The 13889-nt window shown below is 39.3% G+C and carries 16 protein-coding genes; 6 read left to right on the forward strand and 10 right to left on the reverse strand.

Going from position 1 to position 13889, the window contains the following annotated elements:
* Positions 1 to 118: 118 nt before the first annotated feature.
* Both cydS and AC0VYV_RS16350 read left to right on the forward strand, forming a co-directional pair.
* Positions 119 to 214, forward strand: a complete 96-nt coding sequence (gene cydS, locus AC0VYV_RS16345; protein WP_371018339.1) for a cytochrome bd oxidase small subunit CydS family protein — start codon at positions 119 to 121, stop codon at positions 212 to 214.
* A 133-nt stretch (positions 215 to 347) separates the two neighbouring features.
* Positions 348 to 626 (forward strand): YtzH-like family protein, encoded by a 279-nt coding sequence (locus AC0VYV_RS16350; protein ID WP_194219228.1) that lies wholly within the window; start codon positions 348 to 350, stop codon positions 624 to 626.
* Here AC0VYV_RS16350 and AC0VYV_RS16355 read toward each other — a convergent pair.
* The 5 genes from AC0VYV_RS16355 to thpR form a co-directional block, all read right to left on the reverse strand.
* Entirely contained in the window at positions 607 to 1416 is an 810-nt protein-coding gene (locus AC0VYV_RS16355; RefSeq protein WP_194219227.1) for a phosphotransferase family protein, read from the reverse strand. The genes AC0VYV_RS16350 and AC0VYV_RS16355 overlap by 20 nt on opposite strands.
* A gap of 124 nt (positions 1417 to 1540) precedes the next feature.
* On the reverse strand, positions 1541 to 3682 hold the full coding sequence (gene pulA, locus AC0VYV_RS16360) for a type I pullulanase (RefSeq protein WP_283153852.1): 2142 nt from the start codon (positions 3680 to 3682) through the stop codon (positions 1541 to 1543).
* 94 nt (positions 3683 to 3776) lie between these two features.
* Positions 3777 to 4463 (reverse strand): LrgB family protein, encoded by a 687-nt coding sequence (locus AC0VYV_RS16365; protein ID WP_194219225.1) that lies wholly within the window; start codon positions 4461 to 4463, stop codon positions 3777 to 3779.
* 6 nt (positions 4464 to 4469) lie between these two features.
* Positions 4470 to 4841, reverse strand: coding sequence for a CidA/LrgA family protein (locus AC0VYV_RS16370; RefSeq protein ID WP_194219224.1), 372 nt, complete (start codon positions 4839 to 4841; stop codon positions 4470 to 4472).
* Positions 4825 to 5379 carry an RNA 2',3'-cyclic phosphodiesterase gene (thpR, locus tag AC0VYV_RS16375; protein ID WP_475373979.1) on the reverse strand — a complete coding sequence of 185 codons (555 nt, stop codon included), beginning with the start codon at positions 5377 to 5379 and terminating at the stop codon, positions 4825 to 4827. Before thpR ends, AC0VYV_RS16370 begins: the two co-directional genes overlap by 17 nt.
* 218 nt (positions 5380 to 5597) lie before the next feature.
* Here thpR and cysK point away from each other — a divergent pair, with 218 nt between their 5' ends.
* Positions 5598 to 6527, forward strand: coding sequence for a cysteine synthase A (gene cysK, locus AC0VYV_RS16380; RefSeq protein ID WP_226614801.1), 930 nt, complete (start codon positions 5598 to 5600; stop codon positions 6525 to 6527).
* 68 nt (positions 6528 to 6595) lie between these two features.
* On the opposite strand, the gene pepV is transcribed toward cysK, so the two are convergent.
* Together pepV and AC0VYV_RS16390 are read right to left on the reverse strand one after the other, a co-directional pair.
* Positions 6596 to 8005: a dipeptidase PepV gene (gene pepV, locus AC0VYV_RS16385; RefSeq protein ID WP_475373980.1), complete on the reverse strand. Its 1410-nt coding sequence runs from the start codon at positions 8003 to 8005 to the stop codon at positions 6596 to 6598.
* A gap of 5 nt (positions 8006 to 8010) precedes the next feature.
* On the reverse strand, positions 8011 to 9021 hold the full coding sequence (locus AC0VYV_RS16390) for a potassium channel family protein (protein ID WP_475373981.1): 1011 nt from the start codon (positions 9019 to 9021) through the stop codon (positions 8011 to 8013).
* A gap of 411 nt (positions 9022 to 9432) precedes the next feature.
* Here AC0VYV_RS16390 and AC0VYV_RS16395 point away from each other — a divergent pair, with 411 nt between their 5' ends.
* Complete coding sequence (locus AC0VYV_RS16395; RefSeq protein ID WP_159783850.1) at positions 9433 to 9672, forward strand: DeoR family transcriptional regulator; 240 nt, start codon at positions 9433 to 9435, stop codon at positions 9670 to 9672.
* Positions 9673 to 9907: 235 nt separating this feature from the next.
* Here AC0VYV_RS16395 and AC0VYV_RS16400 read toward each other — a convergent pair whose 3' ends face one another.
* Positions 9908 to 10519, reverse strand: coding sequence for a PRC-barrel domain-containing protein (locus AC0VYV_RS16400; protein ID WP_475373982.1), 612 nt, complete (start codon positions 10517 to 10519; stop codon positions 9908 to 9910).
* A gap of 94 nt (positions 10520 to 10613) precedes the next feature.
* Positions 10614 to 11321 carry a pseudouridine synthase gene (locus AC0VYV_RS16405; RefSeq protein ID WP_475373983.1) on the reverse strand — a complete coding sequence of 236 codons (708 nt, stop codon included), beginning with the start codon at positions 11319 to 11321 and terminating at the stop codon, positions 10614 to 10616.
* Between the two features lie 115 nt (positions 11322 to 11436).
* Here AC0VYV_RS16405 and AC0VYV_RS16410 point away from each other — a divergent pair, with 115 nt between their 5' ends.
* Together AC0VYV_RS16410 and AC0VYV_RS16415 are read left to right on the forward strand one after the other, a co-directional pair.
* On the forward strand, positions 11437 to 11862 hold the full coding sequence (locus tag AC0VYV_RS16410; protein WP_475373984.1) for a DUF6884 domain-containing protein: 426 nt from the start codon (positions 11437 to 11439) through the stop codon (positions 11860 to 11862).
* A gap of 74 nt (positions 11863 to 11936) precedes the next feature.
* Positions 11937 to 12146 (forward strand): hypothetical protein, encoded by a 210-nt coding sequence (locus AC0VYV_RS16415; RefSeq protein WP_194219217.1) that lies wholly within the window; start codon positions 11937 to 11939, stop codon positions 12144 to 12146.
* Between the two features lie 43 nt (positions 12147 to 12189).
* Here the strand turns inward: AC0VYV_RS16415 and AC0VYV_RS16420 are convergent, their stop codons facing one another.
* Positions 12190 to 13827 (reverse strand): putative polysaccharide biosynthesis protein, encoded by a 1638-nt coding sequence (locus AC0VYV_RS16420; protein WP_475373985.1) that lies wholly within the window; start codon positions 13825 to 13827, stop codon positions 12190 to 12192.
* Between the last annotated feature and the right edge of the window lie 62 nt (positions 13828 to 13889).

Consider the following 13889-nt stretch of genomic DNA (forward strand, 5'->3'; position numbering starts at 1 on the left):
ATTCTTAAGAATAGAAAGGCGAGGGAGGGGGTATGTAAAAGTAACAAGATTGTTGAAAAGCAAACCAGAATCATTTAATAATATCGGTTATGCTAGAGACAGGGAGGAGGGTGAATAAATGGAGCACTTTCTCATGATGTGGGCACCCTGGATTGTCATCGTCGTTTCCGTGGTTGCACTTTTTGGCTGGGGAGCAAAAGGGGACACTAAATAACATATCCAAAAGCAGATAAAAGAAACTTTTCATTTCAAAACACGGAGTAATCCGTGTTTTTTCATTATTCAACCGGCATAATTCCTACACACATGTACACGCTATCTAATAGTACAAATAAGGAGGAACAATTATGCCACTATCACATCGCGACCAGCTTTTTATACTCGCTGATATTCTCAAAAATCATCAAACCGATTGCTCTGGAACAACTTCAGAGTGTGAGCAAATTCAGCGCCTTGCCAATTCCCTGCAACAAAATAATGGCATTGCACCAGAAATCAAACAAATCCTCAATCAAATTGAGCAATATAGTGTAACAGGTGCGACAGAAACAAATTTATTAAACCACATAGAAACCCACCAGCCTCATCTTAGCCAGTGGGTCGATACTATTGATCGGTATCAATAAGTCGATAATGATTCAAATTTTCTAAATCCCTTTTCCAGAATTCAACTTCCCCGTCTAAGCCTTTAAGATCATACCAGTAAATGGACAGTAAGGTCTGCGCTACCACATACCAATACATGCGGTGGCGAAGGCTTTCTGTATTCTCTAGCCCATAATGACCGAGCCATTCTCCCCATTCTTCTTTTGGAACATACCAGTATAGAAGCATCCCAATATCCAAAGCTGGATCTGCCACTACCGCTCCATCCCAATCAATCAAATAGAGATTCCCTTCTTCGCTAAACATCCAGTTGTTATGATTGACATCGCAATGACACACAACTTTTTCGACATGTTCAAGGTCATTCTTATTTGCAGCTAAATACGAAAGGGCTCTTATCACTTCCACGTCTCTCCGATGATGATTCTCAAACTTCTGCAATAGATCAAGATAAATCACATCAGGTGAGAGGGGCTTTTTCCCAAGCCGATTGAGCATCCTTCGAAGTTCTGAAGACCGATGTATTTTATAAAGCATTTGCGCCACTCGCGGCTGCTTCATTTCATAGGACTTCAGTTCCCTCCCCGGCAACCACTTTTGGGCTGTAATAACGTCTCCATTCTCAAGTCGCTTGGTCCAGAGAAGTTTCGGTACAATTCCTTCCGCCGACAAAACAGCCAGAAAAGGCGAGGAGTTCCGTTTTAGGAATAATTTCTCGTCTCCATATTGAGCTAAGTATGCTTCGCCTGTCGCTCCGCCAGCAGGGGTCACCTGCCAGCCTTCGCCTAAAATGTTATCCAACAAATTCACCTTCGATTTCCGTTAGTTTGTAGATTCTGGAAGTTTTGCGTTTTTAGCGAGATCTTCTCCGGACTTAGCTAAAAACCGTCTACGAATAAAAAATTATAACACACGTTGAAGAAATCTTCATGTGTTAATCACTCGTTATTAGAACAATTGTGCTAAACGGTGCAATAGATATGACTTTTTCAGATGTTTTTCTTAGCGGTTCAACACTTGCATGTTCACCTTCAACAAGGACCCATTTGTCTCCATCTCCAATATCGATCACATCAGGATGATATCCTCCGTTATGAATCACAATAATCGATTCGCTAGTATGGTGCTGGTTGATTCGATATGCGAGAATAGGCCCTGGAGAATCGATAAAGTTAATTCGATTCATGTCATGACCTTCAGTCATTTTAAATGCTTCAAAATGTTTTCTAATCGAGATTAGTCCTCTAATATACTTGACATTTTCTTGGACAGCTCTCATTCTCTGCCAATCAAATCGGTTAATTTTATCTGGAGATTTATAGCTATCTTCTACCCCATTCTTTGTTCGGAAAAATTCCTGACCTGCATGAATAAATGGAATTCCCTGACAAAGTATTGTAATGGCAGTAGCTAATCTATGCATGCCTTGTTTCACTTCTTCGCTCACACTAGGATGACTGCGATTTAAGCGGTCCCATAGCGTATGGTTATCGTGACATTCCACATAATTAATGGATTGAGATGCTGTAATAAATTTATCTCCAACACTCCCCATTATACACTTCTTTACATCTTCTTTAACTGAAAAATTCCCATTAGCGAAGCCTGTAGAGCCTGTATCAAACAATTTCCCTTTAACTGAATCTCTAAAGTGGTCATTGAAATAGCCGATTCTAGGCGTTTCTCGCGCATTTGAGCTCATCGCTTTCCGATGATCAGGTAGGATGGTGTTCATATGCCAACCTTCACCAAAAATCAATATCGATGGATCAATGCAATCTAACGCATAACGCACTTCATTCATCGTTTCCTTATCGTGGATACCCATCAAATCGAAGCGAAACCCATCAACACCATATTCTTTTGCCCAGTAAACGACAGAATCTACAATTAACTTTCTCATCATTCTTCTTTCTGACGCCGTATCATTCCCAACGCCAGTTCCATTTGAAGGTTTTCCACCATGATCAAACCGGAAGTAGTAACCTGGCACAATTTTTTCCAAAGGGGATGCATGGAGTTGATAGACATGATTATAAACAACGTCCATAATCACTCTCAATCCCTTCTCGTGAAGCTTCCCAATCATTTCTTTTACTTCTCTAATTCGCGTGTAAGGTTCATGAGAATTTAATGAATAGCTTCCTTCTGGCACAAAATAATGGATAGGATCGTAGCCCCAATTATATCCCGGAGGAGCTTTCATTTCATCTACGCTACCAAAATCCTGAATTGGAAGAAGTTCTACATGCGTAACACCGAGCCACTTTATATAATTAATCCCAGAAGGAAGACCATCTTTAGGCGGTGGCTCTTCTGTAAATGCCTTATATTTCCCTCTATTTTTAAGACCACTTTTTGCTTGTGAGCTAAAATCTCTGACGTGAAGTTCATAAATGACCGCATCAGATGGTTTTGCAAAAGTAGGTTTTTCCATAGGGTTCCAGCCATCAGGGTTAGTATTTGAAGCGTTCATTACCATCCCAAACTTGCAGTTAGACGTAGCGGCTTTCGCATAAGGATCGATCGTTTCTCGCATTTCTCCATTCACATACACTGTGTAAGTGTACAGCGTTCCTTCTCCATCTTCAGGAGATAACCCCTCGAATACACCTTGTTCTTGTTTTAGCATCGGTAATTCTTTTACCTTTTGGAATTCCTCATTATAAATATTGACGATTACTTCTGTAGCAGTCGGTGCCCATACTCGAAAGATGGTTCCATTCTCAGTTAGAATTGCCCCTAGTTCACCATCATAATAATAGCGTTCATCAAATAAATCAGTTCTGACAACTTTCCCAGTAAAAACAAGACTTGTTTCACCACTCGAATGAACTAGAAAATAATTGTTGCCTGGACTATATTCATGATCAACATGTAACGAAACAAGCCTCTTTTTCCCCATTTTAGAGGTTTCTTTTACTTCAATTGAAAGATCTATATGTCCATCAGTAAGGGTGTAGGCATCTTGAACATCTAACGAGATATCAGCCATTACCGTAATCGTCTGAAAGTCATCCCAATAGGCTGTAAAAGCCTGGCTCACTTTTTTATATGCGGAATAATCTCGTATCATATGAATCCCATCCTTTGCTGAGATGCTTACAACCGTTTGTCACTACCTATCTTATTTTGAAAATCTTTTTTTGACATTTGTTCGATTTAGATTTTCATGAAAACCAACTTAATAATATCGGTCCAAGTATCGAGACACTTAGGGCACATAAACTTAACCCAATAGAACTAATAGCAGCTTCTCTCTCTCCATATTCAAGGGCTTTTGAAGTGCCAATGGCGTGTGATGCCCCACCAAAAGCCATTCCCACTCCAAGAAAATTGGATATACCAAGTAGCTGAAATAACCATGGCCCTGTGACAGCACCGCCAATCCCAGCGATCATGACGAAAATAACCGCAAAAGCTGGCTCTCCACCAGTCATACTGGCTACTTCCATCGCAACAGGGGTTGTCACGTTTTTTGAAATAATTGTGGAGACAATCATTTCATTATACCCACTTATGACCGCAAGCCAATATCCTGACAAAATGCCTACTATACTTGCTATTAGTACCGTTACAAGTATTTCTAATTTGTATTTACTTAATAATTCCCTTTGTTGATATAGCGGAAAGGCAAGTGCCACAATGGCAGGTCCTAATAAAGCATCAATCCATTTCCCCCCGCTGAAATACGTGTCATATGACACATCCAAGGACGTTAAGATGATAACGAGAATAACAGTGCACGTTAGCACTGGTATCATAAATGGATAAGGAAATATCTGATAAAGACGCCGGAAAACAACATATAACAATAAAGTAATCGTAAACCATAGAATCATTTGCATGATCATCATTTTTCTCTACTCCTTTCGATTAGCAAGAAACTGGCCAAGCAATCCTGTCGTTCCCATTACAATCCATGTGCTTATCAGAACGATTGGAACTAACCAGAGACTTTTTCCACTAAAGAAGTCGAGATGTTGCACAATACCGACAGTAACTGGTATAAAAAGCAACGGTAAATGATTCAATAATGTAGCTGCTCCTTGAGAAATCCAACTCACGGGAATCCACTTTAAATAAAGTCCCAACAAGAGAAGGAGCATTCCAACAACGCTTCCTGGAATAGGAAGTGATAAGACCTTTTGGAGATAACCTCCTACAATGTAAAACCCGAACAGAAGGCCAATCTGCAAGGTGATCATAAGGAACTTATTAATTAGTGAATTCATAAGAGGCCACACATTTGTATCTCGGTTTGTCCTTAGGTTCAACTCGATATAGATGAATGCTTGAGACTTCCTGACTTTCACATAATAGTGACGGCCAATCAGGATGTATTTCTTTACTAGAGTCGCGCCATTTTTTTGCAAGTGTAACGTGAGGAGAATATTCCCCTTCACTAACAGGAAAACCTGCCAATTCACTCACCCGGAGTATTTCTTGATGAATTCTTTCCAACGGTTCTGTTCGATGAACGGAAGCGTAAAGTACTCTTGGGCGTCTATCATGACCGAAATGATCTAACCCTTCAAGCATAACCTTAAAGGGTTTAATATTCCTAACCACCCTCTCCAACTCTTGATGAAGTACAGATAACTGTTCTTCTTCTGCTCCACCTAAAAAAGCTACTGTAATATGAAAATCTTCAGGATACACCACATGTTTAAACAATTCTAAAGGAGAGCTTTCTTGAATTTCTTGAAGCGTTCTTCTAAGTTGTGGTTGTATGGGGAGTGCTATAAAATAATGTGTATTCAACTTACTCACTCTTTCTATCCTAATTCTATTCTATCAAAAAAACTGAATAATCTTTTATCTTTTTACTTTTAAGCTAGTTCTTATTACTTAAGATTTATCTTTTGCTATAATGGGGAACAGTAATAGGAATCATTATCTGTTGGGCTCCACCGATATTATTACTCTCTATACTCTTATCAATTAAATAAGGTAAATAACCTTAACTTGTCTGAAAAGGATGTGCTTATATGATCTATGAAAATATGGCTGATCTTATTGGTGATACACCATTACTTAAATTAAACCGTGTTCCAAATCCCGACGGAGCAAAAATTTACGCCAAACTAGAGTATTTCAACCCCAGTCGAAGCGTAAAAGACCGCGCAGCGTTCAATATGATTGAAAAAGCTGAGCAAGATGGGTTACTCAAAGAAGGTTCAACAATCATCGAGCCTACTTCTGGAAATACAGGTATTGGCCTTGCCATGAATGCAGCGGCTAAAGGATATCCAGCTATTATTGTTATGCCCGATAATGCTACGCAAGAGCGAATCAAGCTTCTTAAAGCTTACGGATCAAAAGTCGTATTAACTCCATCATCTGAGAAAATGCCTGGCGCAATTAAAAAGGCTAAAGAAATTGCTGAAACTATTGAAAATAGCTTTATCCCAATGCAATTCGAGAATGCAGCTAATCCGGATGCTCATAGGACATCGACGGCTCTTGAGATTATTGAAGGAATGAAGCAGCTCGGCGTTACACCGGCAGCCTTTATCTCAACAGCTGGTACTGGCGGAACCGTAACAGGAACAGGAGAAGTATTGAAAGAACACTACCCTGACTTAACCGTTCATGTTGTAGAACCTGAAGGCTCACCAGTGTTGTCTGGTGGAAAGCCTGGAAAACACAAACTTGTTGGAACAAGTCCAGGCTTTATTCCAGATATTCTTAATACGTCTGTCTATGATGAAGTTATTAAAATCTCAGATGAACAGGCATACGAAGTAACCAGGAAACTCGCTCGAGAAGAAGGACTTCTTGTGGGACCGTCATCAGGTGCAGCCGTATATGCTGCTATGCAAGTTGCTGAACGTTTATCACCTGACCAAGTTGTTGTCACAATGACCTGCGATTCCGGTGAACGATACCTTTCAAGTGATTTATTCAGCTCTAAATAAAAGAAGTGATCTTTGATTTATCATTAATTAGTCAGCGCCATGCCAATGTTGGCATGGCGCTCATTCTATTATTTTGCAAGTTCATAAATAGCTTCAGCATAAATGGCTGTTGCTTTTAATAAATCTTCTACATCAACATACTCATCTTTTTGATGAGCGAGTTGTGGCTTCCCTTCAAATAAAGCACCGAACGCAACCCCCGCTTTTAGTGAACGCGCATAAGTCCCTCCACCAATCGATAAAAGTCTCGCTTGCTCACCAGTCTGCTTTTCATACACCTTTTGAAGCTTTTGAATCAGTTCATGATCCTCAGGTACGTGATGAGGTGTCATATGATCAACTACATTCATTTGCACTTCCAGTGGTTCAGTTACTTTATTGAACGTTCTCTTAACGTCATCGAATGAGCATGTAACAGGGTAGCGCAGATTAATTCCTATTCGCCCTTCATGATTAGCTTTATATGCAAATGTACCTGCGTTCATCGTTAGAGAACCTGTTACCTTATCTTCGTAAGCTACACCAAACCGCTCCCCAGTAAAATCATTCAGGAGCCACATAGTAATAAATCCAATATAGTTGGCACCGTTTTGATCGAGAGCTTGTTCATCTAGAAATTCAGCTAATTTGAAGGCTGCATTTACTCCTTCATGGGGAGCAGATCCGTGGACAGATACACCGTGCACTTCAAGTGATAGTTCCTGGTCTAGTGTTACACGACCTTCTAAACCTTTCTTTTCTAAAAATAGCTCGAATGCTTTCTTTGCGTCAAGTAACTCAGCTTCATCCCCCTCACATTTAGCACTAGCAAAATCGGGAACCATGTTCAAACGCTGACCGGAATGAAATGATTGAAGAATCATTCCTTCTTTCTGAGTGTCTTTTACAGGAAAAACCCATTCGAAATCAGCAATCCCCTTCTCCGCATGTATTATGGGAAAAACTGCATCAGGTGCAAAACCCATGCCTGGCATTTCTTCGTTTTTAAAATATGTGTCTACACAGCGCCATGAGCTTTCTTCATCTGTCCCGATAATCATTCTCACTCGCTTTGAGACTGAAGGCAAAAGCTCTTTCACTATATTCATCGCCCAATAAGCAGCAATAGTTGGTCCTTTATCATCAATAGCTCCTCTAGCAAACAACTTCCCATCGCGTAGATCAGGATCAAATGCTGGAGTCGTCCAACCATTTCCCGCTGGAACAACGTCCACATGACACAGCACACCTACAATGTCTTCTCCTTCACCAAATTCTAAATGTCCTGCCACATGTTTAACATCCTTCGTTTGGTAGCCATCTCGCTCACCTAAAGCAAGCATGTAATCAAGAGCTTCTTTTACGCCGGGACCAAACGGTGCTTCTTCATTTCCCAGCTCTTCTTCTAGCACACTTTCGATTTTCAAAAGTCCTTTTAAATCAGCTAACATATCTTCTTTTCGATTGATCACTTCTTTTTTCCAATTTATACTCTCCATATTATTTACACCCGCCTACTTATTTTTTCATATACACTTTTATCACAAATAACAAATAATTTTGCGTCACGTGAAATTGGTTCATCAAGACGGCGATTTATATCCATGCGGTTACCATCTGCAACCAATGTGGCACCCTGCTGTAATAAGTCCTGAAAGGCTTCCCTATATGTATTCCAATCTGGATGAACAGCTATTTCATATAAATTATCACCATGTCCTCGACTTAATAGCTGAGAATAGACGCCTGATATTCCTTTCGTAAATGCTGATCTAACCGCCATGCGAGATACAGCTTCATGCGAAAGTACAAATTCATCTACCTGGACATGAGTGAAATTCTTTATGTGCTCTTCTTTCATCACTTCAACCGTTGTGTGAATATCAGTTGACATGCGTTCGATCGAACTAGCAATAATCAACGATTTCCCATCAGCAAGAAGAGAATCGTGGATAGCATCATCCGAAAACACCAGAACCGCCTTCGCTTTCATTATATCCGCTTTTTTGAGAGTGGCTTCTTCAGCCGCATCCCCCTGTATATAATGAATGTTATCTTCTGTTAGCGGGGTTTTTGGTAGTTTATCAATGATGACAATCTCACATTTATCAGAATCCCTAATCTCTGATACGGCATATGCCGCCTTTTGTGACCACCCTATTATAACAATATGATTATCTCCCTGATACGGCATTTTCCCTTCCTCCTTTCGCTTTTTAATTTCTGCAAATCCGTCCACAAACTTACCGATAACCACACCAATTAATCCAATTCCTGCGATATAGAGAAACATTGCATAGATTCTTCCTCCAACTGTGACAGGGAAGTAGTCTCCATATCCTACTGTCGTAACGGTCGTCATAACCCACCAAAATGAATCAAAGAGTGAAGGAAATGTCTCAGGTTCGAGTAAACGCATAACAAAAGCACTTATGATCACTAATGCTATAGCGACAATGATCATAAACCGGTTGTTTAATTTAATCGCATTTTTAATAAATATTCGAAATAACACCAGCACACGCCTCCTCTCAATATTAGTCCTTTAAGAATAGCAAAGGTAAGTTCGATAAGGAAGTTTGACTCAAAAGAAATGAAATTTTTTGCCGAAATAACAGAATTATTGTAAAATAAACTTTAAAGAGGGGGTGTAAGTTCGCCCAAAAGAGGGAAATGGGAGTAGGAGTGGAATTAAATAATAATACCAATCAATCGCTTATCTTATGAAAGTGGTCATACCTATTCGTCAATACACCAAGTTGGGGAACCCAACACATCCAGAAATCACTTCCAGTCATAATCGGAGCACTCAACCAAACTTTCATGAAAAAATCGAAGGAACAATTAGAAAATTAAGTATATCTTTACGTTTCCTTCATATGGTTTTAATAGTCACTATTTATGCTAAGGATAAGGCATTGATTACATGTTAGGGAGTGGTTCTTTGAGTATTACTTCAACTGATCGTATGATGACCCGTATCAAGTCTATCTATTTATTTATTAGCAAGCATGGTACTGTCAGCACTAATGAGTTAGTTGAAGAGTTTGGGATTACCCAGCGCACTGTTCAAAGAGATTTGAACGTGCTGGCCTACAATGAACTAGTCAAAAGCCCAAACCGAGGATTCTGGACAACCACAAGCAAGAGAGTAAAAGTTGGATAACAAAATAAATTCACTCGTAAAACCTGGCTTTTCGTCAATGTCATTCTGACGAAGGCCTTTATTTTTGGTCTCTTTCACTTTTAATTTTGGATATGTTAGCTTCTATTGTTGATTTTTCGATTTTTGAATCATTGAAGAGAGTATTCGCTTAAAATTCAACAACGCTTATTAACACAGCCCTCTAATTAAGGAGACCACAATAAAAGCCCTGCTACTAGAGCAGGGCTTGCATCATTTATTTTTTCAATAATGAGTGATGATAATTCGCAGGAACCATGATTTTATCATGACGATAACTTACAGATTGATCCGCACTTAGAAAAGGGTGATCACTTGAAAGAAAATCAGATAAGAAACCCTCTGAAAGATAAAATCCTTCAATCTGTCCATCCTTATGAATCACGATATCTTTCACCTTCCCTAACTCTTCACCATCTTCCGTTAGAACCTGACATTTATCCAACGATTTATATGAACATTGATCAATTAGAACCGAAGATTGCACTTCTTCTTGTTGATTATGAAGAAGGTAATCATCACCTTCCCAATTGATCTGATTATATGAAATAATCATCGTTTCATCGGCTTCCTTTTCTTTTCGGTCATCGTCTGTAACAGGATAGTTATCAGGAGTAAACTGCCCCCCAGAGGCTTGAATAGAATGAAGCATTTCATCTGAATGATGATCTGGTATTGCATTCTGCTTATTCGTTGTTTCTTTTTTCTGAACCTCAACAAACGTTGCTTTAGAAAGTGATCGATCGAAATAAACCTGCTTTACAACAAATTCAGCTGTTGAATCATTCTTAAGCTTTTGATTCAGCACTTCCTTTCCAACCTTAATCATGAACATCCTCTCCTTCGCGACTGACTAGTAAGGGTATTCCCCAGCTACACGAAAAGAAAACGGTAAAGTAAACCTTCCTTCATCTGAGGAAGACTTACTTATGCAGAATGTCTACTTCTTCAGCTGTTAATTCGCGGTACTCCCCCGGTTCTAAATCGCGATCAAGGTGAATATCCCCCATTTGAATCCGCTGCAAATAAACGACTTGCTTTCCGACTGCTTCAAACATCCGCTTTACTTGATGAAACTTCCCTTCATGTATCGTTAATTCAATTTCCGAGACCTCATCCGATGATAGAATGGTCAATTCACCTGGTTTTGTTTCGTAACCATCATCAAGAGTGACACCTTTTTCAAAAGCATGAACATCTTCTTCTGTAACAACACCATTAATTTTAGCGAAGTATGTTTTAGGAACATGATGTTTTGGTGACGTTAAATGATGTGCGAGCTTTCCATCATTCGTAATGATAAGCAATCCTTCTGTATCTTTATCAAGACGACCGACAGGAAATGGTTCAAAAACTTGATCATCAGGAATGAGAATGTCAATGACGGTCTCATCGTCTTCATCTTCCGTTGCTGAAATCACACCTGCTGGCTTATTCATCATCAAATAAATAAATTCTCGATATTCAACTATTTCTTCATGCACCGTTACTTGGTTCTGTTCAGTGTTAACGTGTTGCTTTGGATCTTTAATAATCTCTTCATCAACGCGGACAACGCCTGTCTTAAGAAGCTTTTTTACTTCCTTTCTAGTTCCATAGCCCATATTTGCCAATAGTTTATCTAAACGCATAAAATCAATCCTTTTCCATATTTTTTCCACTATTTATTTACTTTTTTAGCATACTTTCTAGTTCTGAAGGGTATGTAAACGTTAAATGCCAATATGCACGTTTGGAGTGAATCGAATGACTGTGAAAGTTGGACTTTTAGCAACGGCTCGTAAGAAAAGTAATAAATCAGCGCCTGTTACAGAATTTTACCAGAGTCCTTTATTTCAAAAAACGCTTGAGTATGCATCACACCACTATGATCGCATGTATTTTTATAATGCCAAAGACGGCCTCTTATTACCAGACGACATCATGGACCCATATGATGTATCCATCAAAACATTTACACATCATCAACGTGAGGAATGGGCTCAAAAAGTAATTGAGCAATTCTCTCAGTATGAAACGTCTACAGATATTGTTGTGTGTTTGCACGGAGGATCTGTCTATCGCAAACACCTTGAACCGCAGCTAAATCATTTCAATTACATATATGAGGTTCCTCTCAAAGGTCTTGGAATTGGAGAACAATTAAGCTGGTATCAGAAAAACTCAGTATAACACGGGACATATGCCCAGCAACACTGCCCAGCACTCACATACACTATCAGGTACCTATTTAAGGAGGGATCTTTATGTATGATCGTCAGCAAGGGCAAGGGTATCAAATGTATCCCGGATTCCCAGGATATCCTGGTCAGCCCGGTTACCCTGGCCAACCAGGATACCCAGGAAACATCGAACAGCAATTAAGAGAAATTGAGCGTCAATTAAGACGACAGGATCGTCGAATTACAAGGATTGAAAGACAAATTGGAATAAGAGATGAGGACTACGGATATTAATATCATCTCTCAAAAAAATGAAGGCCATTTTGGCCTTCATTTTTTAACGTCTTTTTAAGAATGAGAATCGCTCTCCTAAAATTAAGCCTGCAAGGTTTGATCGGTAGGATAGCCATAGAAATACAATTCCTCCAACTGTTACTCCAATCAACAGGTTAATGATTGAATACAGCATGCTACCACCTTCACTTGTTGAAAGATACAAATCAGGCATGAGAAATTCCAATGGTAGTATCGAAAGTTTAGAAGCCACGGCCATCACGACAACAAAGATACCGATAAGCAGCAATCTCCTTGAAAGAAAACCAAATTCGTATTCAGTATATTTCTTAATAATAATGATTGTGATTAACACCGATGTAAACAATCCAAGATTTGTAGCTAGGATAGAACCTTTCCCTTCAAAAATTGTGACGAATGGGTAAGTTAATCCTGCTTTAAGGGCTAATCCTGCAAGTAAGCTATAAACCGCAAATTTTTGTTTGTTTATTCCCTGTAGGATAGCAGCCGTTACAGAGAAAAGAGCAAACAATATAGCAGTTGGCGCATACCACATTAACAACGAACTTCCGAGTTCCTGATTCACTGTAGGATATAGCACTCTAAATATCGGTTCAGATAGAACCGCTAGTCCAATTGCGGCTGGAGTAGTTAAAAACAATAAAATCTGGAAGGTTTGTGTTAACTGAGTTTGCAAAGCACCTTCACGATTTGCTGTAAATGATTTCGTAATGGCCGGTATAATCGTCATTGAAAGAGCTGTTGCAAGAGAAACTGGGATCATAATCAATTTATGAGCAAGGCCTGTAATAATCGCAAAAACTTCTTCATAAGCGGGTTTATCATAACCAATACTCTTTAGCGCCGGATTAATTAATAAAGTATCAATTTGCAAATACAATGGAATTGCTAGACCAACAACGACAAACGGAAGAGCGTACGTAATAATTTCTTTATACATATCCTTTAACGACACATTATGATCAACCGTACTTTCAGCCAAATGTTGATCTAAAGCAGGTTTACGTTTTCTGTAATACCAGAAGACGACCATCAGTCCACCTACTGCACCAACGAAAGCGCCAAACGTAGCGTACGTAGCAGCAGTTGCCTCATCTCCGTCCATAAATTTCATAATAATAACACTTGATACTAGAATAAAAACAATACGAAAGATTTGTTCAACGACTTGCGAAACGGCCGTTGGCCCCATTGATTGAAGCCCCTGGAAAAACCCTCGAGTTAAACTCATAATCGGTACGATCAATAACGCCATACTCACAACACGGATAACCAATGTTACATCAGCAATCGTGTTACCTTCATTACCTTCATCAATGACGATATGAGCAATTGGTTCTGCCAATAAAAAGAGAGCTAAAAACGCAACGAATCCAGTAAGAGACATTAAAAGAAGTCCTGATTTAAACAGCCTCCGACCAGTTCGATAATCCCCGAGAGTATGATATTTAGATACAAATTTAGAAACAGCCAATGGAATCCCAACCGTAGACAGGCTAAGCATAATGGTATAAGGAGTATAAGCATACGTATAAAGCGCTACCCCCTGTGTACCAACTAGTGCTGTAAAAGGAAACATATAAATCATACCAATAATCCTAGAAAAAAGGGTGGCTGCTGATAACAGCATCGTCCCTCTAATCACATTTGAATCAGACATTTCTCCATCTCCTACTTCTAACCATTCAACTATATCTATTCGTCATCTATCAACAATTTTCA

The organism is Anaerobacillus sp. QJM3NY_17, from assembly GCF_056173665.1.

Excerpts from the sequence above, each read along its gene's own strand:
- AC0VYV_RS16370 (WP_194219224.1), bottom strand. The coding sequence starts at position 4,841 with ATGAATTCACTAATTAATAAGTTCCTTATGATCACCTTGCAGATTGGC.
- AC0VYV_RS16395 (WP_159783850.1), top strand. The coding sequence starts at position 9,433 with ATGTTAGGGAGTGGTTCTTTGAGTATTACTTCAACTGATCGTATGATG.
- cysK (WP_226614801.1), top strand. The coding sequence starts at position 5,598 with ATGATCTATGAAAATATGGCTGATCTTATTGGTGATACACCATTACTT.
- cydS (WP_371018339.1), top strand. The coding sequence starts at position 119 with ATGGAGCACTTTCTCATGATGTGGGCACCCTGGATTGTCATCGTCGTT.
- pepV (WP_475373980.1), bottom strand. The coding sequence starts at position 8,005 with ATGGAGAGTATAAATTGGAAAAAAGAAGTGATCAATCGAAAAGAAGAT.
- AC0VYV_RS16405 (WP_475373983.1), bottom strand. The coding sequence starts at position 11,321 with ATGCGTTTAGATAAACTATTGGCAAATATGGGCTATGGAACTAGAAAG.
- AC0VYV_RS16365 (WP_194219225.1), bottom strand. The coding sequence starts at position 4,463 with ATGATGATCATGCAAATGATTCTATGGTTTACGATTACTTTATTGTTA.
- AC0VYV_RS16415 (WP_194219217.1), top strand. The coding sequence starts at position 11,937 with ATGTATGATCGTCAGCAAGGGCAAGGGTATCAAATGTATCCCGGATTC.
- AC0VYV_RS16350 (WP_194219228.1), top strand. The coding sequence starts at position 348 with ATGCCACTATCACATCGCGACCAGCTTTTTATACTCGCTGATATTCTC.
- AC0VYV_RS16410 (WP_475373984.1), top strand. The coding sequence starts at position 11,437 with ATGACTGTGAAAGTTGGACTTTTAGCAACGGCTCGTAAGAAAAGTAAT.
- pulA (WP_283153852.1), bottom strand. The coding sequence starts at position 3,682 with ATGATACGAGATTATTCCGCATATAAAAAAGTGAGCCAGGCTTTTACA.
- AC0VYV_RS16400 (WP_475373982.1), bottom strand. The coding sequence starts at position 10,519 with ATGATTAAGGTTGGAAAGGAAGTGCTGAATCAAAAGCTTAAGAATGAT.
- AC0VYV_RS16420 (WP_475373985.1), bottom strand. The coding sequence starts at position 13,827 with ATGTCTGATTCAAATGTGATTAGAGGGACGATGCTGTTATCAGCAGCC.